Source organism: Variovorax sp. 770b2, from assembly GCF_900115685.1.
GTDB lineage: Bacteria > Pseudomonadota > Gammaproteobacteria > Burkholderiales > Burkholderiaceae_C > Variovorax.
Genome location: NZ_FOXJ01000001.1, coordinates 2603716 through 2624223 on the forward strand (window position 1 = coordinate 2603716; position 20508 = coordinate 2624223).

General features: G+C 67.5%; 18 protein-coding genes. 3 read left to right on the forward strand and 15 right to left on the reverse strand.

The genetic code is table 11. From position 1 onward, the window contains the following. Positions 1–6: 6 nt before the first annotated feature. Positions 7–1191, reverse strand: a complete 1185-nt coding sequence (locus BM133_RS11960; RefSeq protein ID WP_093433947.1) for a lipid-transfer protein — start codon at positions 1189–1191, stop codon at positions 7–9. A 33-nt stretch (positions 1192–1224) separates the two neighbouring features. After that, the gene (locus tag BM133_RS11965) at positions 1225–2784 is read right to left on the reverse strand and encodes a long-chain-fatty-acid--CoA ligase (RefSeq protein ID WP_093433949.1); all 1560 of its coding nucleotides are present in this window, start codon (positions 2782–2784) and stop codon (positions 1225–1227) included. Between the two features lie 110 nt (positions 2785–2894). Here BM133_RS11965 and BM133_RS11970 point away from each other — a divergent pair, with 110 nt between their 5' ends. Beyond that, positions 2895–3941: an AraC family transcriptional regulator gene (locus BM133_RS11970; RefSeq protein WP_093433950.1), complete on the forward strand. Its 1047-nt coding sequence runs from the start codon at positions 2895–2897 to the stop codon at positions 3939–3941. A 49-nt stretch (positions 3942–3990) separates the two neighbouring features. Continuing rightward, complete coding sequence (locus tag BM133_RS11975; protein ID WP_093433952.1) at positions 3991–4575, forward strand: GbsR/MarR family transcriptional regulator; 585 nt, start codon at positions 3991–3993, stop codon at positions 4573–4575. A 292-nt stretch (positions 4576–4867) separates the two neighbouring features. On the opposite strand, the gene cydX is transcribed toward BM133_RS11975, so the two are convergent. The 11 genes from cydX to BM133_RS12030 form a co-directional block, all read right to left on the reverse strand. Then, the gene (gene cydX, locus BM133_RS11980; RefSeq protein ID WP_093433953.1) at positions 4868–5017 is read right to left on the reverse strand and encodes a cytochrome bd-I oxidase subunit CydX; all 150 of its coding nucleotides are present in this window, start codon (positions 5015–5017) and stop codon (positions 4868–4870) included. 18 nt (positions 5018–5035) lie between these two features. Then, entirely contained in the window at positions 5036–6190 is a 1155-nt protein-coding gene (gene cydB / locus BM133_RS11985; RefSeq protein ID WP_093433955.1) for a cytochrome d ubiquinol oxidase subunit II, read from the reverse strand. Beyond that, positions 6187–7809 carry a cytochrome ubiquinol oxidase subunit I gene (locus BM133_RS11990; RefSeq protein WP_093435283.1) on the reverse strand — a complete coding sequence of 541 codons (1623 nt, stop codon included), beginning with the start codon at positions 7807–7809 and terminating at the stop codon, positions 6187–6189. The genes cydB and BM133_RS11990 overlap by 4 nt, the downstream gene beginning before the upstream one ends. Before the next feature lie 41 nt (positions 7810–7850). Continuing rightward, a complete protein-coding gene (gene cydC / locus BM133_RS11995; protein ID WP_093433956.1) occupies positions 7851–9554 on the reverse strand; it encodes a thiol reductant ABC exporter subunit CydC in 1704 nt (567 codons plus the stop codon). Then, on the reverse strand, positions 9551–11236 hold the full coding sequence (cydD, locus tag BM133_RS12000) for a thiol reductant ABC exporter subunit CydD (RefSeq protein WP_093433958.1): 1686 nt from the start codon (positions 11234–11236) through the stop codon (positions 9551–9553). Before cydD ends, cydC begins: the two co-directional genes overlap by 4 nt. Positions 11237–11415: 179 nt before the next feature. Continuing rightward, positions 11416–12525, reverse strand: coding sequence for an acyltransferase family protein (locus tag BM133_RS12005; protein WP_093433959.1), 1110 nt, complete (start codon positions 12523–12525; stop codon positions 11416–11418). Positions 12526–12586: 61 nt separating this feature from the next. Beyond that, positions 12587–13549 (reverse strand): NAD(P)H-dependent flavin oxidoreductase, encoded by a 963-nt coding sequence (locus BM133_RS12010; RefSeq protein ID WP_093433961.1) that lies wholly within the window; start codon positions 13547–13549, stop codon positions 12587–12589. Between the two features lie 80 nt (positions 13550–13629). After that, positions 13630–15420, reverse strand: a complete 1791-nt coding sequence (locus BM133_RS12015) for an acyl-CoA dehydrogenase (RefSeq protein WP_093433962.1) — start codon at positions 15418–15420, stop codon at positions 13630–13632. A gap of 74 nt (positions 15421–15494) precedes the next feature. Beyond that, complete coding sequence (locus BM133_RS12020) at positions 15495–16427, reverse strand: electron transfer flavoprotein subunit alpha/FixB family protein (RefSeq protein WP_093433964.1); 933 nt, start codon at positions 16425–16427, stop codon at positions 15495–15497. 2 nt (positions 16428–16429) lie between these two features. Further along, positions 16430–17179, reverse strand: a complete 750-nt coding sequence (locus BM133_RS12025; protein WP_093433965.1) for an electron transfer flavoprotein subunit beta/FixA family protein — start codon at positions 17177–17179, stop codon at positions 16430–16432. 171 nt (positions 17180–17350) lie between these two features. Next, positions 17351–17995, reverse strand: coding sequence for a CGNR zinc finger domain-containing protein (locus tag BM133_RS12030; protein ID WP_093433967.1), 645 nt, complete (start codon positions 17993–17995; stop codon positions 17351–17353). Between the two features lie 216 nt (positions 17996–18211). On the opposite strand from BM133_RS12030, the gene BM133_RS12035 reads away from it, so the two are divergent. Continuing rightward, the gene (locus BM133_RS12035; protein WP_093433968.1) at positions 18212–18895 is read left to right on the forward strand and encodes an alpha/beta fold hydrolase; all 684 of its coding nucleotides are present in this window, start codon (positions 18212–18214) and stop codon (positions 18893–18895) included. Here the strand turns inward: BM133_RS12035 and BM133_RS12040 are convergent. Continuing rightward, positions 18892–19662, reverse strand: a complete 771-nt coding sequence (locus BM133_RS12040) for an SDR family oxidoreductase (protein WP_093435285.1) — start codon at positions 19660–19662, stop codon at positions 18892–18894. The genes BM133_RS12035 and BM133_RS12040 overlap by 4 nt on opposite strands. Positions 19663–19709: 47 nt before the next feature. Then, positions 19710–20480 (reverse strand): SDR family oxidoreductase, encoded by a 771-nt coding sequence (locus BM133_RS12045; RefSeq protein ID WP_093433970.1) that lies wholly within the window; start codon positions 20478–20480, stop codon positions 19710–19712. Between the last annotated feature and the right edge of the window lie 28 nt (positions 20481–20508).

Genomic DNA, 20508 nt, shown 5'->3' on the forward strand with positions numbered 1-20508 from the left:
GGGGCCTCAGACGCGTTCGTAGAGCGTGACCACGCAGGCGCCGCCCAACCCGAGGTTGTGCTGCAGCGCCATGCGCGCGCCTTCGACCTGCCGCTTGTCCGCGGTGCCGCGCAGCTGCTGGACCAGCTCCGTGCACTGCGCAAGCCCGGTCGCCCCGAGCGGATGCCCCTTGGACAGCAGCCCGCCCGACGGGTTGGTCACCACCCTGCCGCCATAGGTGTTGTCGCCATCGACCACGAATTTCTCCGCGCCGCCGACCGGACACAGGCCCAGCGCCTCGTAGCTGATGAGCTCGTTGTGCGCAAAGCAGTCGTGCAGCTCGACCACGTCGATGTCCTGCGGGCCGACGCCGGCCGCGTCGTACACCTTCTGCGCAGCCTCCTGCGCCATGCTGAAGCCGACCACCTCGCGCATGTCGCGGCTCTCGAAGGTCACGGCGCGGTCGGTGGTCATGGCCTGCGCCTTGATGCGCACGCTGCGGTCCAGGCCGTGGCGCTCGGCGAAGCGCGGCGAGCACACGATGGCCGCGGCCGCGCCGCAGGTGGGCGGGCAGGCCATGAGCCGGGTCATCACGCCGGGCCACATGACGGGCGCGGCCATCACCTCGTCCTCGGTGACGACGGTGCGGAACAGCGCGACCGGGTTGTTCGATGCATGGCGGCTGGCCTTCGCGCGGATCTTGGCGAAGGTGGACATCTGCGTGCCGTACTGCTGCATGTGCGCGAGACCCGCGCCGCCGAAGTAGCGCAGCGCGAGCGGCACCTGCTCGTTGCCGACCAGCTCGTCGGTGATGCTCTCGAAGTTGTCGAACGGGCTCGGGCGGTCGTTGAACACCGCGCCCAGCGCGCCGGGGCTCATGTGCTCGAAGCCCAGCGCGAGCACGCAGTCGGCCGCGCCGCTGGCCACGGCCTGGCGCGCGAGGAAGAGCGCGGTCGAGCCGGTGGAGCAGTTGTTGTTGACGTTGACGACCGGGATGCCGGTCATGCCCACCTCGTACAGCGCGCGCTGGCCGGCGGTGGAGTCGCCGTACACGTAGCCCACGTAGGCCTGCTGGATCAGCTCGTAGCCGATGCCGGCGTCCTTGAGCGCGGCGTTCGTCGCGTGCGCGGCCATCTGGGGATAGGGCTGGTTCGCGCCCGGCTTGGTGAAGGGGATCATGCCGACCCCGACCACATAGACGTCTTGACTCATGAAGGTCTCCTTGAAATCCGGTGTTGAAAAATGTCAGGCCACGCTGCGTTGCCGGTCCTGCCAGAAGGGCTCGCGCAGCTTCGTCTTGAGCACCTTACCGGCGCCCGACAGCGGCAGCGCCTCGACCACGGCCACGCTGCGCGGGCACTTGTAGTTGGCGATCAGGGTCTTGCAGTGTGCAATCAGATCCTCGGGCTGGATGCCCTGCCCGGGCTTGAGCACCAGCACCGCATGCACGGACTCGCCCCACTCCTCGCTGGGGATGCCGATGACCGCGCACGCCGCCACCGCGGGGTGCTGGTTGATGGCGTTCTCGACCTCGGCGGAGTACACGTTCTCGCCCCCGCTGATGATCATGTCCTTCATGCGGTCGACCACGAAGATGAAGCCATCCGCGTCCATGTAGGCGCCGTCGCCGGTGTGCATCCAGCCGTTCCGCAGCGCCGCGGCGGTCTGCTCGGGCTTGTTCCAGTAGCCCTGCATCACGTTGGGGCCGCGCACCGCCACTTCGCCCACGGTGCCGCGCGGCACCTCGGTGCCGTCGCCATCGACGATGCGCACTTCCATGCACACGCTGGCACGGCCCGCCGAGCGCAGCTTGCCGGTCTTGCGGCCCTCGGCCGTGTGGAAGAAGGCCGGATGCAGCGTGGCGATGGGCGACAGCTCGGTCATGCCGTAGGCCTGCACGAAGTCCACGCCCGGGAAGGCTTCCATGGCGCGGTTCAGCACGGCCTCGGAAATCGGCGACGCACCGTAGGTGATGCCCTTCAGGCTGCTCAGGTCGCGCGGCTTGCGCATGGCGGGATGGTCCACCAGCATCTGGATCATGGTGGGCACCAGCAGCAGGCTGGTCACGCGGTCGCGCTCGATGGCGTCGAGCACGCCCTCGGGCGTGAACATCGGCAGGATCGCGTGCGTATTGCCGGCAAACCAGTGCGGCGTGGCCAGGCCCATGTCGGCCAGGTGGAACATGGGCGCCGCATGCAGGTAGCAGCCGCCGTCCGGTGCCAGGCCCTCGGCCTGCGCCGCCAGCGCCGAGCTGCAGATGTTGATGTGGCTGAGCATCACGCCCTTGGGAAAGCCGGTGGTGCCGCCGGTGTAGAAGATGCCGGCCAGGTCTTCGCCGCGGCGCACGGCGTCGGGCACCGGCGAGGCGGCGTCGATCAGCCCCTCGTAGCTGTGCATGCCGGCCGGCACGGGGCCGTCGCCGCAATAGACCACCTCGCGCAGGCTCTTCGATTGGGTGCGCATCTGCTCGACCACGCCGCGGAAGGTCTCGTCGACCAGGAGGATGGTCGAGCCCGAGTCTTCCAGCGAGTAGAGGATCTCGGCGGGCGACCAGCGGATGTTGCAGGGGTTGAGCACGCCGCCGCCCCAGGGCACCGCCATCTGGTACTCCAGGTAGCGGTCGGAGTTGAGCGACAGCATGGCAACGCGGTCGCCCGCCTGCATGCCCAGCCCCTGGAGCGCGCCGGCCAGGCGCGCGACGCGCTCGGCAAAGTCGCGAAAGCTGCGGGCGCGGCCGGCAAAGCGCACCGCGATGGCGTCGGGGCGTTGCTGCACGGCGCGGTGCAGGCCTTGGGTCATGTACATGGGTTTGTCTCCGTCTGGTTCTTGTGCAGTGGCATGGTAGAAATCCCCGCACGGCCCGGCGATTGCAGTTCGCTTCGATCGCATGGCAGAAAACGTCAATCCACCGACACATGCTGCAACCGCCCATCACCATTCCGATTGCCTTCGTGCAGGGCATGCTCTCGGGCGTTCGCGCGCGCGGGGCCGAGGCGGCGGTGTGCATCGACACGGCGCTGGAAGATGCGGGCATCGCACCCTCGCTGCTGCAGGAGGTGGGCGCGCGCGTCACGGGCGAGCAGTACGTGGCCCTCTTCGCGCTGCTGATGCAGCGCATGGACGACGAGACGCTGGGCTTCCTCACGCGGCGCCTTCGCTGCGGCAGCTTCGCGCTGATGCTGCGCTCCACGCTGGGCGCGCCGACCTTCGAAGTGGCGCTGCGCCGCGTGGCCCACACCTTCAGCCTGCTGCAGGACGACCTCACGCTGGTGCCGCTGCGGGAAGGCCAGCTCGCCGGTTTCGGCATCCGGTTGAACAACCCGCAGGCGACGCACCAGAACTTCCTGCACGAGCTGATGCTGCGGGTGTACTGGCGGCTCTTTGCATGGCTGCACGGCGGCCGGCTGGTGGCACGGCGTTTCGATTTCGGCTTCGAGCTGCCGCCCTATGCCGACGGCTACGCCAAGGTGTTTCCCGGCCCGCTGCAGTTCGGCCAGCCGCTGTCGGCCGTGTGGTTCGACAGCAGCGCGCTCGCCACGCCGGTGCACCGCGACGCGCAGGCGATGCAGGTCTTTCTCGCGGCGTCGCCCGCCAACGTGATCCTGCCCCGGCTGGCCGAGCAGGCCGTGAGCGCGAAGGTGCGCGCGGTGCTGCAGCAGAACCGGCCCGCGTGGGCCGACCTGGCGACCACGGCGGGCAGCCTGCACATGTCGGTCAGCACGCTGCAGCGGCACCTGGCGACGGAGGGCACGTCGTTCCAGTCGCTGAAGGACCAGCTGCGGCGCGACCTGGCCATCGTGCGGCTCAACACCAGCACCGTGCCGCTCGCGGCGCTGGCCGAGGAGCTGGGGTTCGCGGACAGCGCGGCCTTCCAGCGGGCCTTCAAGACCTGGACGGGCGGTGCGCCGGGGTCGTACCGGCGACGTGCCCTGCCCGACGCGCAGCCCGAGCGAACAGATTGAGTTTTCAGAAGCTACCGGAACTCCAGCAATCCCGCGCGACAATTCGCGCATGGCCACCGCACCCGACCTCCCTCCCCTCAACCGGCAGTTCGTCGCCCACTTCGGCGAGATGGGCAGCAAGTGGGGCATCAACCGCACCGTGGGACAGATCTACGCGCTGATCTTTCTCTCGCAGCGCGCGCTCAACGCCGACGAGATCGCCGAGCTGCTGGAGTTCTCGCGCTCCAACGTGAGCATGGGCCTGAAGGAGTTGCAGGCCTGGCGGCTGGTGCGGCTGCGGCACCAGGCGGGCGACCGGCGCGAATACTTCGAGGCGCCGTCGGACGTGTGGGAAATCTTCCGCGTGCTGGCCGAGGAGCGCCGCCGCCGCGAGATCGAGCCCACGCTCTCGATGCTGCGCAACGCGCTGCTCGAATCGCCCACGAGCGATGCCGAGCGCCATGCGCAGGAGCGCATGCGGGAGATGCACGACCTGATCGATCGCTTGATGAAGTGGTTCGACGATGTGCAGCGGCTCGCACCCGAGACTGCGATGCAGCTCATGGGGATGGGCGCGACGGTCACGAAGGTGTTGACGCTGAAGGACCGCATCACGGGCGGTTCGGCGAAGAAGAAAAAGCCTGCGGCCAGATAACGCTGCGGGCTCTGTTGTTCAGGGCGGCGATCACGCCGACGGGGTACCTTGCTCCGCGAATGTCCCCCGGGCTTCGCCCTCCTCCTTGATTTCGCTGCGCAAGGCACCCCATCGGCGTGCTCGTTTTCAGAGCAGTCGTTGATCAGCGATACACCAGCAGCGTGCCCAAGTGCGCAGGGCATCGGGTGCTCCCCGCAGCGAAATAAAGGAGGAGGGCGAAGGCCGGGGGACATTCGCGGAGGGGAGTACCCGGTGGCCTGTGCACGCGCCCTGAACGAGAGCCCTGAAAAAATCACAGCCTCTCCTGCCCCTCCGGCGATTCGGGCAGTTCCAGCTTCTCCCTGCGGATCGCGTCGTCGTCCATGAGTTCGTACCACATGGCATTGAGTACGGCGAAAGCGGCTGCCAGCGGCAGGCCGAGGATCCAGGCGAAGTACCACATGTTCTGTTCCTCCCTTGTTCAGTAGGCGTGACCGCTGTCTTCGCGGATGGCTTTCTCGTCGACCTTGCCCCACAGCACGTGGTAGACCCAGGTGGTGTAGGCCACGATGATCGGAATGAAGATGCCCGTGACCACCAGCATGATGAAGAGCGTGAGGTGGCTGGAGGACGAATCCCACACCGTGAGGCTCGCGCGCGGATCGATCGACGAAGGCAGGATGAACGGGAACATCGAGGCGCCCACGCTCAGGATGATGCCGGCGATGCCGAGCGCCGCCGTGAGCAGCGCGAGCACCGGCCGGCGCAACGCCAGCCCGAGCAACGCGCCCAGCGCGCCGACGAAACCGGCGATGGGTGCGGCCAGCGTCCAAGGGTGCGCCGCGTAGTTGGCCGTCCATGCGCCCGCATGCAGCTCGACGGTTTTCAGCATCGGGTTCGACGGCCCCACGGCATCGACCACGCTGCTGATGCGGTAGCCGCCGATGCTCGTAGCGAGCAGTACGCCGGCCAGCGCATAGAGCGCGATGGTGAGCACCGCGGCCACCATGCCGTAGGTGCGCGCGCGCTCGGCCACCGGCCCGGCCGTCTTGAGCAGCAGCCATGCCGCGCCGTGCATCACGAGCATCGCGACCGACACGAAACCGCACAGGATCGCGAATGGATTCAGCAAGCCGAAGAAGCCCCCGTCGTAGAAGATGTGCATGTCCACGCCGAAGCGGAACGGCACGCCCTGCAGCACGTTGCCCATGGCCACGCCGAAGACCAGCGAGGGCACGAAGCCGCTGAAGAACAGCACCCCGTCCCAGCGCGCGCGCCATTGCGGCGACTCGCGCTTGCTGCGGAACTTGAAGGCCACGGGCCGCAGGATCAGCGCGGTGAGGATCACGAACATCGCGAGATAAAAACCCGAGAACGACACCGCGTACAGCTGCGGCCAGGCCGCGAAGATCGCGCCGCCGCCCAGGATCAGCCACACCTGGTTGCCTTCCCACACGGGGCCCACGCTGTTGATGACGACGCGGCGCTCGATGTCGTTGCGCGCCGCGAACGGCAGCAGCATGCCGCTGCCCAGGTCGAACCCGTCGGTGACCGCGAAGCCGACCAGCAGCACGCCGATCAGCAGCCACCAGATGAAGCGCAGGGTGTCGTAGTCCAGGAGTGTGTGGAGGATCATGCGGCGCTCCCGGTGGTGGAAGAAGCGGTAGGAATGGCGGCGGCGTGCGCAGGCGGAATGTGCGAGCGCGCATCGCCCTCGTCGGGCGCGTGCTCGGCTTCAGGTCCCTTGCGGATGGCCTTGAGCATCAGCTTCAACTCGATGACCAGCAGCGTGGTGTAGATCGCGATGAAGCCCGCGAGCGTGAGCAGGAGCGTCTTCACGCCCAGGTTCGACACGGCCACGGCCGTGGGCAGCACGCCCTCGATCACCCAGGGCTGGCGGCCGAACTCGGCCACCAGCCAGCCGGATTCGATGGCGATCCACGGCAGCGGAATCGCGAACACCGCGGCCTTGAGGAGCCACCGGTGCTTGTCCAGCTGTCGGCGCGCCGACAGCACGAAGAAGGTGCCGGTCAACAGGATCAGCAGCATGCCGATGCCCACCATCACGCGGAACAGCCAGAACAGCGGCGCCACCTGCGGCACGGTGTCCCATGCGGCCTTGGTGATCTGCTCGTCCGTCGCGGTGCGCGGGTCGTCCACGTAGCGCTTGAGCAGCAGCGCATAGCCCATGTTGATGCCGTTGTCCTCGAAGTCGCCGCGCACGCCCTGCGTCACCTTGCCGGTGCCGCCGGCCTCGCGGATCTTCTGCAAGGCGTCGTAGGCCTTCAGGCCTTCGCGGATGCGTGCCTCGGCGCGCTTGACGAGCTCGTCGATGCCGGGCATCACCGTGTCCAGCGAACGCGTGCCGATGAGGCCCATCACGCCGGGGATGTGGATGGCGTAGTGCGTCTCGCGCGATTCCTGGTCGGGGAAGCCGATGACGGTGAAGGCGGCCGGCGCGGGCTGCGTCTCCCACATCGCCTCGATGGCGGCCAGCTTCATCTTCTGGTGTTCGCCCGAGAGGTAGCCGCTTTCGTCGCCGAGCACCGCCACCGACAGCGCGGAGGCCAGGCCGAAGGAGGCGGCCACGGTCATCGAGCGCTTGGCCAGTTCGAGGTGACGGCCCTTGAGCACATACCAGGCCGACACGCCGAGCACGAACACCGAGGCGCACACATAGCCCGCCGAGACGGTGTGCACGAACTTGGCCTGGGCGACCGGGTTGGTGAGCACCGCCAGGAAGTCGGTCACCTCCATGCGCATGGTCTGCGGGTTGAAGGCCGCGCCCACGGGGTTCTGCATCCAGCCGTTGGCAATGAGGATCCACAGCGCCGAGAAGTTGGAGCCGATGGCCACGGCCCAGGTGGCAACGAGGTGGCCGACCTTGGAGAGCTTGTCCCAGCCGAAGAAGAAAAGGCCCACGAAGGTCGCTTCCATGAAGAAGGCCATGAGCCCCTCGATGGCCAGCGGCGCGCCGAAGATGTCGCCCACGTAGTGGCTGTAGTAGCTCCAGTTCATGCCGAACTGGAACTCCATCACCACGCCGGTGGCGACGCCCATCGCGAAGTTGATGCCGAAGAGCACGCCCCAGAATTTCGTCATGTCGCGCCAGATCACACGGCCCGTCATCACGTAGACCGTCTCCATGATGGCCAGCAGGATCGACAGGCCGAGCGTGAGCGGCACGAAGAGAAAGTGATACAGCGCCGTGACGGCGAACTGCAGGCGCGAGAGCGCAACGATGTCCAGGTCCATGGGGTCTTCCTTTGTGTTCTCTTCTGTCTTTTTCTGTGGGATCAATCGGGGCGCAGGGTGCGCAGTGCGGTGTCGAAAGCAGGGCTGCCGCGGCGCAGGTCGGCGACGATGCGGCCTTGCTGCATGCACACGAGGCGGTCGGCGAGCGCGGCCTCGCGGCGCAGGTGCGTGGCGATCACGAGCGTGCGGCCGTCGGCGTGGCGGGCGAGGCGCTGCAGCACGTCGTGCGCGACGGCGGCATCGAGCGCTTCGGTGGGTTCGTCGAGCAGCCAGAGCGGCACGGGGCGCAGCAGCAGGCGGGCCAGTGCGAGGCGGCGCGACTGGCCGCCCGAGAGGCCGAGGCCGCCTTCGCCCAGGCGCGTGTCGAGGCCTGTCTTCAGGGCGCGGATGTCAACGTCGAGGCCGGCTGCTTGCAGCGCGGACCAGAGCCGTTCGTCGGTGGCCTCGGGGTCGGCGAGCCGGAGGTTGTCGCGCAGGCTGTCCTGGAAAAGTTCGGTGCGCTGGGTGAGCAGGCATGGCGGCTGTGCGCTCGTGCTGCCGGACTGCGGGGTGATTTCGCCGGCGATCACGTGGAGCAATGTGGACTTGCCGGCGCCGCTTGCGCCGATCAGTGCAACGCGCTCGCCCGAGGCCACGGTCAACGAAACGTCGTTCAGAACTTCGACGGGACTGCCGGGGTGCACTAACGTGACATGGCTCAAGCGCAATGCGACGGAAGGTTCTTCGCTGCTGGCTGCCGCCGCGTCTTCCTCCATCGTCATGCGCGGCGCGAGGCGGCGCACTGCGAGCCACGTCCGTCCCGCATCGAGCGCACCGCGCCGCAAGGCCACGAAAGGCTCGGTCGCCGTGAGCGCCACCAGCAGCGCGAGCGTCGCCGCGGGTGCGCCAATCGCGCCCTCGCCCACCAGCGCGCCCACCGCGAGCAGCACGCCGACGAGGGTCAGGGTGCCCGCGCTGCCGTGGGCGATGCCGGCTGCGGCTTCGAGCCGATTCAACGCGAGGTCGGCCTTGGCCAGATGCCGGTCGGCGTTCATGAGTGCTTCGCGTTGCGCGTCGATGCGGCCGGCCATGACCAGGTCGGTCTGGCCGGCCACGAGGTCGACCGCGCGGGCGCGCAACGCCTCGATGGCATGGGCGCGCTGCACCGCCGGCCGCCGTGCGCGCCGCGCGACGATCAATGCAATGCTCCAGCCGACAGCGACGAGCCAGAGCATCAGCGCCGCGCCCATGCCGACATGCATGAAACCCAGCACCACGCCGGCCAGCAGCGCGGCACCCAAGGCCGCGGCGGCGGGCACCAGCAGCCGCAGGTAGAGCGATTCGAGCGCGTCGATGTCGGCCGTGAGGCGAAACAGCAGGCGCGCAGGCCGCATCAGCAGCGTGTGCGCTGCTTCGGGCCGCGCCCAGCCGCGGAACAGTTGCACGCGCAGCGAGGCGAGCACGGCGAAGGTCGCATCGTGCGTGACGACCCGTTCGCCATAGCGCGACGCCGTGCGGCCGAGCGCCAGCAGGCGGATGCCGGCCGAGGGCGCGAACACGTCGAAGGTGAATGCGGTCGCCGCGTGCAGTCCGGCCAGCGCGGTCGCGGTGATGAACCAGCCCGACAAGCCCAGCAGCGCCATGCCCGCGAGCACCGTGACGGCCGCCAGCAGGCCGCCCCACAGCAAGGGGCGCGGCTGCGAGGCGAGGAAGGGGCGCAGCACGAGGCGCAGGTCGTGCCAGTCGTTCGTGGAGCGTGTGGTCATGCGGCGCGCTCCATCGCCTGTGCGTCGAGGCTGATCGTGCGGTGCATGCGCGCCGCCAGCACGGGGTCGTGCGTTGCGACGATCAGCGTCTTGCCTCGGGCCAGCACCACCAAAGCGTCGGCGACGCGCCCGGCGGTTTCGGTGTCCAGGTGCGCGGTGGGCTCGTCGACCAGCAGCAGGTCCGCATGCGGATGGACGGCGATGCGTGCCAGTGCGAGCCGCACCGCCTCCCCGCCCGACAGGCCGCTGCCGCCCTCGCCCAGCGCCACGGCGGGATGGGCCTGCGCCACGGTGTCGAGCGACGCGAAACGCATCGCGGCCATGACCTGCGGCGTGCCGATGTCCTCGCGCCCCAGCGCCACGTTGGCCCCGATCGAACCGGCGAACACGTGCGGCTTCTGGCCCATCCATGCCATGCGCTGCCGCAGGGCGCTCACGGTGCGGTCGGACAGCGGCACGCCGCCGATGGAGATCTCGCCGCCGGTCGCGGGCAGCAACCCGGCAAGGAGCGACAGCAAGGCCGTCTTGCCCGAACCGCTCGCGCCGGTGATGGCGACGTGCTCGCCGGCTGCGATACGAAGGTCGCGGCCGTCGAAGAGGTCTTGCTCGCCGGGCCAGGCAAAGCGCAGGCCGTGGACCGCGACGGCGGGCGCGGCGCCAGCGGCTCCCGTCGCTGTACGCACCGGCGTGTTCGCGCCGGGCAGCGGCAACGCGCTGCGCTGAAGCTGTTCGAGCGATTGCAGCGCCGCCTCGCCCGCCGCGCGGTCGTGCCAGACGGCCGAGAGCTCCCGCAGCGGCTCGAAGAAAGCCGGCGCGAGCAGCAGCACGAACAGGCCCTCGCCCAGGCTCAGCTGCCGGCCCCAGGCGCCGAAGCCCAGCGTGCCGAGCAGATGGAAGCCCACATACGCCGCCACCATCGCGACGCCGAGCGCCGAGAACAATTCGAGCAGCGCCGACGAGAGGAAGGCGATGCGAAGCACCGCCATGGTTCGCTGCCGCAGCGACTGGGCGGACTCGTTCAAACGCACGGCAGTTGCATCTACCGCGCCGAGCGCGCGCAGCGTGGCGAGGCCCCGAAGACGATCGAGCAGGAAGGCGTTCATGCCGCCCATCTCGACCATCTGCGCCTCGCTCGCGGCCTTGGCGCGCCAGCCGACGATGGCCATGAAAAGCGGGATCAGCGGGGCCGCGACCAGGAGCACCAGCGCGGCGATCCACGAGAGGCTCGCGACCACGAGGACGATGAGAACGGGCACGACCATCACGCGCCAGCGCGCGGGCTGGTAGCGCACGAGGTACGGCACGAGTGCTTCGGCCTGCTCGGCGAGCACGCTGGCGGCGTGGCCCGAGGCGGAGCGGCTGCGGTCGAGCGGTGATCCGCTTGCGAGCGCGGAAGCGGCCTGCGCGCGCAGTGCCGTCAATTGCGCTCTTGCGCGGGTGAAGGTCCGGCGCGCGCCCCAGGCCTCGCACAGCGCGCGCAGCACGCCGAAGAGCAGGATGCCGAGCGCCGGCAGTTGCACCGCCGCCAGGCCCTGTCCCGAAGCCAACCCCTGCACCGCCATCGCGAGCAATGCCGCCTGCGGAATCCAGAAGAGCGCGGCGGCGCCCTGCACCACGCTGCCGACGTCAGGCGACGCAGATGCCTGCAACGGCAGTCGGGGAGGCGGCGTGTGCTGGGTCATTCCTTAATTTTGCGTATTTTCAGTATTTACTGAAATTTCCACAATCATACCGAAGACGAAAGCCCCCGCAGCCTGCACGCTGCGACGCCCGAGCGCAACTGTCCAAAGGGAAGAAATCGGCCTCTCACCCGCGACCGGGGTGGGGCTGGCACCTGCTCGCTGGCGCGAGTCAGTGCGAGTTAATGCGAAACGACTATCCCGCTGACCAGCAATGCGGCGAACAGCGTGAACACGCCGCGCCACGACGCCGGGCGCGACTCCACCCACCGATAGAGCAGCGCCGCCGCAGCCACCGAAAGACCGAAGGTCGCGACCATGCCCAGCAGGTCGAGCCACGGCCCGTGCGGCGCGAGGTTCGCGACCAGGGCGTTCATGGCCAGCAGCACCGGAAAGTGAATGAGGAACAGCGAGTACGACATGCGCCCCAGGCGCTGCAGCGGCACCGCAGCCACCGGCCACTTCGCGGGCGACAGCCAATGATGGTGCTGCGCGAGGGCGATCAGCAGCGCCGTCACCAGCGCCGTCGCGATGCGGCTGCGCCATTCGATCGCCAGCGCCCCCGCCCCGACCAGCACCAGCAGCGCCACGGCGCCCTGCCAGGTGCTCGCGCGCGTCGCGCGGCCGATCCAGAACACCAGCATGCCGAGCCCGTAGGCGCCGAAGAAATAGAGCGCGGTGTCGTCCAGGCTGGCGTTGCGATTGAAGAGCACCAGCGAGGTCACGGCCAGCGCGAGCACCAGCAGCACGGGCATCCACCGCGACGACGGATTGACGGTGCCAGGGGTCGGCGGGCTCAGCATGGCCGGAAGACCCACGAGCATCAGCGCCAGCGCGAAGAGCTGGAAATCGATCGCCACGTACCAGACGCCCGTGGACAGCGACTCGTAGCCCAGCAGGTCCTGCAGCAGCAAGCCATGCGCGAACAACTGGCCGATGCTCGGCGATGCCGGCACCACGTCTTCATCCAGCCACGGGCGCACCAGTGCGGCCACCAGCACGCAGACGGTGAGCGCGGCCAGGTACGGCATCACCAGCCGCCCATAGCGCTGCAGGATGCGCGCGATGGGACGGTCCACGCGCAAGAGGCCGTCCGGCGCCAGGCTCGCCGCCGCAAGAAAGCCCGCGATCACGAGGAACACCTGCACCGCGAGCCGGCCGTCTTCGGCCAGCCAGCCGAAGAATTCGGGCGCGAGCCCGTAGGCGCCCGCGGGCATCGGCCCGTAGCGCGAGAGGTGATGCCCGACGATCACCGCGCAGGCGATGCCCTTCGCGGCATCGAGCAACGGCATGCGCCCTGCCTGCAATGGCAAGGGCGAGGACGCGATGGCTGAGGCCACGGTCGGTCGGCGCTCAGAGCGCCAGCCGTTGCCTTGCTTCCTGGTATTCGCGCTTGAGCTTGTCGATGAAGGCCGCCGCGCTGGCCACTTCGGTCACGGCGCCGATGCCCTGGCCCGAGCCCCAGATGTCTTTCCAGGCCTTGGCCTTGCTGCCGTCGCCGCTCGCGAAGTTCATGGTCTTGAGATCGCCTTCGGGCAGGTTCGCCGGGTCCATGCCGGCCGCGACGATGCTGGGCGCCAGGTAGTTGCCGTGCACGCCGGTGAAGAGATTCGAATAGACGATGTCGTCGGAGTTGCCATCCACGATCGCCTGCTTGTATTCGTCGCTCGCACGCGCCTCTTCGGTCGCGATGAAGGCGGTGCCGATGTAGGCAAAGTCGGCGCCCATGGCCTGTGCCGCGAGCACCGCACCGCCGGAGGCGATGGAGCCCGACAGCGCAATGGGCCCGTCGAACCACTGGCGGATTTCCTGCACCAGCGCGAACGGGCTCTTCACGCCCGCGTGGCCACCGGCACCGGCCGCCACGGCGATGATGCCGTCGGCGCCCTTCTCGATCGCCTTCTGCGCGAACTTGTTGTTGATGATGTCGTGCAGCGTCACGCCGCCATAGCTGTGCACCGCGTCGTTCACGTCGGTGCGCGCGCCCAGCGAGGTGATGACGATCGGCACCTTGTACTTCACGACCATCTCCATGTCGTGGTCCAGGCGGTCGTTGCTCTTGTGCACGATCTGGTTGATGGCGAAGGGCGCGGCGGGCTTGTCGGGGTTGGCCTTGTTGTAGGCCGCGAGTTCTTCGGTGATCTCGATCAGCCACTCTTCCAGCTGCGCCGCGGGGCGCGCGTTGAGCGCAGGCATCGAGCCGACCACGCCGGCCTTGCATTGCGCGATCACGAGCTTGGGGTTGCTGATGATGAACAGCGGCGAGCCGATGATCGGCAGCGGCAGGTTCGCCAGGACGGGGGGCAGCTTGGACATGTTGTCTCCGGGAAGGGGTTCGGTTTTATAAGAGAAGGAGGCCGTGCCGCCGGTCAGGTGGGCGACACGGGCCGTGTGGCTCAGAACGCGTCGAGCGCGAGCGCCGTGACGCTCTCGGCGCCGTCCACGATGCTGTCGCGGATGCCCGGCACCTTGTTCAGGATGTGCTCGGCGTAGAAGCGCGCGGTCGTGATCTTGGCCAGCATGAAGTCGGTGTCGAAGCTACGCGAGGCGAGGTCTTCCGCAATGATCAGCGAGCGCGCGAGCTGCCAGCCGGCCACCAGGTTGCCCGCGAGCATCAGGTAGGGCACGCTGCCCGAGAACACCGCGTTGGGCGATGCCTTGGTCTGGCCCGCGACGAAATCGACCACTTCGATGAAGGCTTCGCGCGCGGCCTTCAGGCACTTGTGCACGGCCTTCGCGGCGGCGCTGTCGCTCTTGGCGAGTTCGGCCTCGGTCTTCTCGATCTGCGCAGCGATGGCCTTGGCCGTCTGGCCGCCGTCGCGCGCGGTCTTGCGGCCCACGAGGTCGTTGGCCTGGATCGCGGTGGTGCCTTCGTAGATCGTGAGGATCTTGGCGTCGCGGTAGTACTGCGCCGCGCCCGTCTCCTCGATGAAGCCCATGCCGCCGTGCACCTGCACGCCCAGCGAGGTCACCTCCAGGCTCATCTCGGTGCTGTAGCCCTTGACCAGCGGCACCATGAATTCGTAGAAGGCCTGGTTCTGCTTGCGCGCATCCGCATCGGGGTGGTGATGCGAGGCGTCGTAGGCGGCTGCGGCCACGCTGGCCATCGCGCGGCAGCCTTCGGTGTAGGCGCGCATCGTCATCAGCATGCGCTTGACGTCGGGGTGGTGAATGATCGGCGCGCTCGCGTTGATCGAGCCATCGACCGGGCGGCTCTGCACGCGGTCTTTCGCGTAGGCCACGGCGTGCTGGTAGGCGCGCTCCGCGATCGCGATGCCCTGCATGCCCACCGCATAGCGGGCCGAGTTCATCATGATGAACATGTACTCCAGGCCCCGGTTCTCCTGCCCGACGAGGTAGCCCACGGCGCCGCCGTGGTCGCCGTACTGCAGCACGGCGGTCGGCGAGGCCTTGATGCCCATCTTGTGCTCGATGCTCACGCAGTGCACGTCGTTGCGCTCGCCGAGCGCGCCGTCCTTGCCGACCATGAATTTCGGCACCACGAACAGGCTGATGCCCTTCACGCCCTCGGGCGCACCGGTCACGCGGGCCAGCACGAGGTGCACGATGTTCTCGGCCATGTCGTGCTCACCGTAGGTGATGAAGATCTTGGTGCCGAACACCTTGTAGGTGCCGTCGGGCTGCGGCTCGGCGCGGCTGCGCACCATGGCCAGGTCGCTGCCGGCTTGCGGCTCGGTGAGATTCATCGTGCCGGTCCACTGGCCGCTCACGAGTTTTTCGAGGTACACCGCCTTCAGCTCGTCGGAGCCGGCCGTGAGCAGCGCCTCGATGGCGCCGTCGCTCAGGAGCGGGCACAGCGCGAAGCTCATGTTGGCCGAGTTGAGCATCTCGCCGCAGGCCGCGCCGATGGTCTTGGGCAGGCCCTGGCCGCCGAAGTCCGACGGATGCTGCAGGCCCTGCCAGCCGCCCGAGACGTACTGCGCGAAAGCATCCTTGAAGCCCGGCGTGGTGGCGACTTCACCGCCCTTGAACGACGAAGGATTGCGGTCGCCTTCGATGTTCAACGGCGCGACCACGTCCTGGTTGAAGCGGGCGCACTCCTCAAGCACGGCCTGTGCGGTTTCGAGGCCCGCGTCTTCGAAGCCCGGCAGCTTGGCGATCTCGCCGATGTTGGCCAGGTGCTCGATGTCGAACAGCATGTCCTTGAGGGGGGCGGTGTAGCTCATGTCTTGTCTCCAGATACAGCGGATACGAAAAGGGCATCGCGAACGATGCCCTTCGGCTCAATGCAGCAATGCGATCAGAGCGCCTTCACCAGCTCGGGCACGGCCACGAACAGGTCGGCCACCAGGCCGTAGTCGGCCACCGAGAAGATCGGGGCTTCTTCGTCCTTGTTGATCGCCACGATCACCTTGGAATCCTTCATGCCGGCCAGATGCTGGATCGCGCCCGAGATGCCGGCTGCGATGTACAGCTGCGGCGCGACGATCTTGCCGGTCTGGCCCACTTGCCAGTCGTTGGGGGCGTAGCCCGCATCGACGGCTGCGCGGCTGGCGCCCAGGCCCGCGTTGAGCTTGTCGGCCAGGGGCGCCATCACTTCGGTGAACTTCTCGGCGCTGCCCAAGGCACGGCCACCCGAGACGATGATCTTGGCCGCGGTCAGCTCGGGGCGTTCGCTCTTCGTGACTTCACGGCCCACGAAGCTCGACTTGCCGCTGTCTGCCACGCCTTCAGCGGTTTCGACCGTCGCGGTGCCACCGGTGGCGGCCGCGGCATCGAAGCCGGTCGTGCGGACCGTGATCACCTTGGTGGCATCGCTGCTCTGCACGGTGGCGATCGCGTTGCCGGCGTAGATCGGGCGCTCGAAGGTGTCGGGGCTGTCCACCTTGGTGATGTCCGAGATCTGCGCCACGTCCAGCTTGGCGGCCACGCGCGGGGCGACGTTCTTGCCGTTGGCGGTGGAGGGGAACAGGATGTGGCTGTAGTTGCTGGCAATCGCCAGGACTTGAGCGGCCACGTTCTCGGCGAGGTTCTCGGCCAGGCTCGGGCTGTCGGCCGCGATGACCTTGGTGACGCCCACGATCTGGGCGGCAGCCTTGGCCGCTTCAGCGGCGTTGGCACCAGCCACCAGCACATGCACTTCACCGCCGCAAGCCAGCGCTGCGGTCACGGTGTTCAAAGTTGCCGGCTTGATGCTGGCGTGGTCGTGTTCGGCAATAACAAGTGCGGTCATGTTCAGATCACCTTCGCTTCGTTCTTCAGTTTGTCCACCAGCGTTGCCACGTCAGGCACCTTGATGCCGGCGCCGCGCTTGGGAGGCTCGCTGACCTTCAGGGTCTTCAGGCGGGGCTTGACGTCCACGCCCAGGTCTTCGGGCTTGAAGATGTCCAGCTGCTTCTTCTTGGCCTTCATGATGTTGGGCAGCGTCACGTAGCGCGGCTCGTTCAGGCGCAGGTCGGTCGTGATGACGGCCGGCAGCGTGAGGGTCAGCGTTTCCATGCCGCCGTCCACTTCGCGTGCAACGGTGACCTTGTCGGCCGCCAAGTCGACCTTGGAGGCGAAGGTGGCTTGCGGCAGATCGGCCAAGGCAGCCAGCATCTGGCCCGTTTGATTGGCGTCATCGTCGATGGCTTGCTTGCCGAGGATGATCAGTTGGGGCTGTTCCTTGTCGACCAGCGCCTTCAGGAGCTTGGCGACAGCAAGAGGCTGCAGCTCTTCGGTGGTCTCCACCAGGATGCCGCGGTCGGCGCCGATGGCCATCGCGGTGCGCAGGGTTTCCTGGCACTTGGCATCGCCGCACGAGACGGCGATCACTTCGGTGACCACGCCCTTCTCTTTCAAGCGAACCGCTTCTTCCACAGCGATCTCGTCGAAGGGGTTCATGCTCATCTTGACGTTGGCAATGTCCACCCCGGTGCCGTCGCTCTTCACGCGCACCTTCACGTTGTAATCGACGACCCGTTTGACAGGTACAAGAACCTTCATTGACTTGACTCCATTGGATTGCAAAAAGGGGGCCTCGAGGGCAACCGGTCATTCTAGGACGCGACCTTTGCACCCTCTGTTTTCGTTTCGATGGGCATCGGGGACGACGAAAAAGAACGGTCGTGCTTTTCCGTGATTATAAGACAGCGCCGAGCGCTCGCCGGCAGCCGCTTACCTCTTGTCGCCACTCGCCCGCAAGCGATGCGCGGCCTGCTTGGCGCGATTGCCGCACACAGCCATGCTGCACCACCTGCGGATATGACCGCGCGTCGTGTCGAGGAACATCAGCGTGCAGGCCGGGCCTTCGCAGGCCTTGACCTGCAGGAAGTTCGCGGTGGCCAGCAACTCGGCCATGGCCTTGGCGACCGGCAACAAAAGCGCTTCGGGCGAACGCCAGCGCCGGTGGCGCACCCAGGTCAGCTCGGAGGGCTCGTCCGCATCGGAGGAATGCCTGGCACGCACTTCGACCTGATCGAACTCCTCGTCGCGGGCCAGCAGCCGGTTCAACGGGTCCAGGTCCTTCAAGGCCTTGCGCGTGAGCCGTGCGCCCTTGTGCTGGTGCACGAATCCCCTGAACCATTCGCGCAAGGCACGCGCCTGCGCGGCCACGGCGTCCAGCTCACCCGGGCCGGCGCCTTCGCAGACTTCCTTCAGTTCTTCGGGGCTGACCAATCCGGCTTCCTGAAGCCAGCTCACGAAGTCCTCTCCGGATTCCAGCCACTCCACCTGGGTGTCCACGGGGAAGCCGATGGAGTTCAGGAAATCGATTGCCAGTGAATCCGCCAGGAACATGGCCGGAGGCCGCTTCTCCTTCATCAACTCTCCTTGGTACTGCGTGTTCGCAGTGATCCGCGACGTTCGCGGAGGCCTCCTGCAAGGGAGGCGATTTTATTCGGCCCTTTGCGACGACAGCGCTTGCAGCGCATGCCGCCCTCATACAGAATAACCATTCAAACCAATTTAGACAAGTTACTCTCGATACGCACATCAGCCGGCAGACAGCTTGTCTCGACACACGCAAAGGAACGGAACATGGCCAATCAAACGACAGTGGTACTGGTGCACGGCGCATGGGCAGACGGATCGAGTTGGGCCCCGGTGATCGAATCCCTCGCGCACGCGGGAATCAAGTCGATCGCGGCGCCACTGCCTCTGACAAGCCTGGAAGACGATGCAAAGGCGCTCACCCGAAGCCTTGCCCGCATCGAAGGCCAAGTGCTGCTGGTCGCGCATGCCTATGGCGGCGCAGTGATCGGGGCGATCGAGAGCGACAAGGTCGCGGGTCTCGTCTACATCGCTGCGCTGGCGCCCGATGAAGGCGAGACGGTGGCCGACGTCTTCTATCGCGCGCCACCGCATGCCCTCGCGCCCCAACTCGCACCGGACGCCGACGGATGGATCTGGCTGCCCGAGGACGCCTTCGCCGCGGCGTTTGCGCAGAACGCCTCGGCGCAGAGCCTGCAGGTGCTGGCCGCGGTCCAGCGCCCCATCGCCCCGCCCTGCATCACCGTCCCCGTGGGGCGCCCGCTCTGGAAGTCCAAGCCCAGCTGGTTCCTGATTGCGGAGGACGACCGGATGATCCCGAAAGACACCCAGGTCTTCATGGCCAACCGGATGGGCGCGACCCAGCGGCTCGCCGCCATCGACCATACCCCGAGCGTGTCGGCGCCGGACGAAGTGACCGGCGTGATCGTCGGGGCGCTTCGCTCTCTCTAGACCGATTTGACTTCGCCACCGTCAATGCGAAGGACGGTGCCGGTCATCCAGCGCGCGGGAGGCGAGACGACGAAGGCGATGAGATCGGCGATCTCTTCCGGCTCGCCGAATCGCGCGATCCCCGCCTGTGCCAGGAAGAGCTGCTTCGCGTCGTCCACGCTGACATTCCGCGCGGCAGCCGCCTTCTCGATCATGGCCATTCGCCGGCCGGTCATGACCGCGCCGGGCGACACGCTGTTGACCTGCACGCCGTCCGCAATCCCGCGGTCGGCGAACGCCTTGGCCAGTGCTTCGATGGCGGCGTTGATCGCGCCCACTGCCGCGGCGCCCGCCTTCGGAGTCTCGGCCGCGTTGCCGGAGATGAAGACGACCGATCCGCCGGCGGCCTTGAGGGCCTCCCACGCGCGCAACGTCAGCCGCCGCGCGCCGTGGAATTTCAATGCCATCGCGCCGTCCCACTGTTCGTCGTTCATCTCGAAGACGTCCAGCCCGGGAACGGCGCCTGCGACATTCACCAGCGCATCGATGCGCCCGAAGGCTTCGAGCGCGCGTTCGACCACCGTGTCCGCGCTCTTCGGCTGCCCTAAATCGCCTTCGACGACCAGCGCCTGTGCGCCGGCGGACTTCACCGCGGCCGCCACCTCATCGAGCCGCTCACCGCTTCTCGCGGCGAGCACGACACAGGAGAAATCGCGCGCCAGGCGCAGCGCCGTTGCCCTGCCAATGCCTGAGCTTGCGCCCGTAACGATCGCGACAGATTTCGTCATCTTCATTCATTCAAAAGTTGGGTTGTCCAGAGAAAAAAGTGGCGCAGCTAGACCGACTTGACTTCGCCGCCGTCCATGCGCACCGCGGTGCCCATCATCCACTTGGCCGCTGGAGAAACAAGGAACGCGATGAGGTTCGCGATCTCTTCCGCCTCGCCATACCGGGCGATGCCTGCTTCTTTCGGAAACTTCGCGAACGCCTCCTCGACCGTCATGTCGTGTGCCGGCGCCCAGTGCTCCAGGTACGAGCGCCGCCGCCCCGTCATCACCGGTCCGGGAAGAACGCTGTTGACGGTCACGCCGTCGCGAATCCCGAGGTCTGCAAACGCCTTCGCCAGCGCCACGATCGCCGCGTTGACAGTACCGACGGCCGCGTACGACGCCTTCGGAAACAGGGCCGAGTTGCCCGACGTGAGGATCACCGAGCCCTTGCTCGCCTTCAGGTGCTCCCACGCCCTGACCGTCAGGCGCCGCGCGCCGTGCAGCTTCAGGCTCATGCCGTCGTCCCACTGCGCATCGGTCATGTCGAGCAGATCGACCTGCGGCACCGCGCCTGCGATGTTCACCACGGCGTCGATGCGGCCGAACGCTTCGACAGTGCGTGCGACGACTTCTTCCGCGGTTGCCGGGATGCTCAAGTCCGCGGGAAGCACGAGGCTCTGCGCGCCCGCGGCCTTCACCTTTGCGGCGGTGGCATGGAGCTTCTCTTCGCTCCTTGCGACCAGCACCAGCTGGCCGAAGTCACGCGCGAGGCGAACCGCTGTTGCTTCGCCGATTCCCTGGCTGGCGCCAGACACGATGGCCACTGAATTCTTCATCTCGTTTCCCCGTCCATGCAACGCGTAC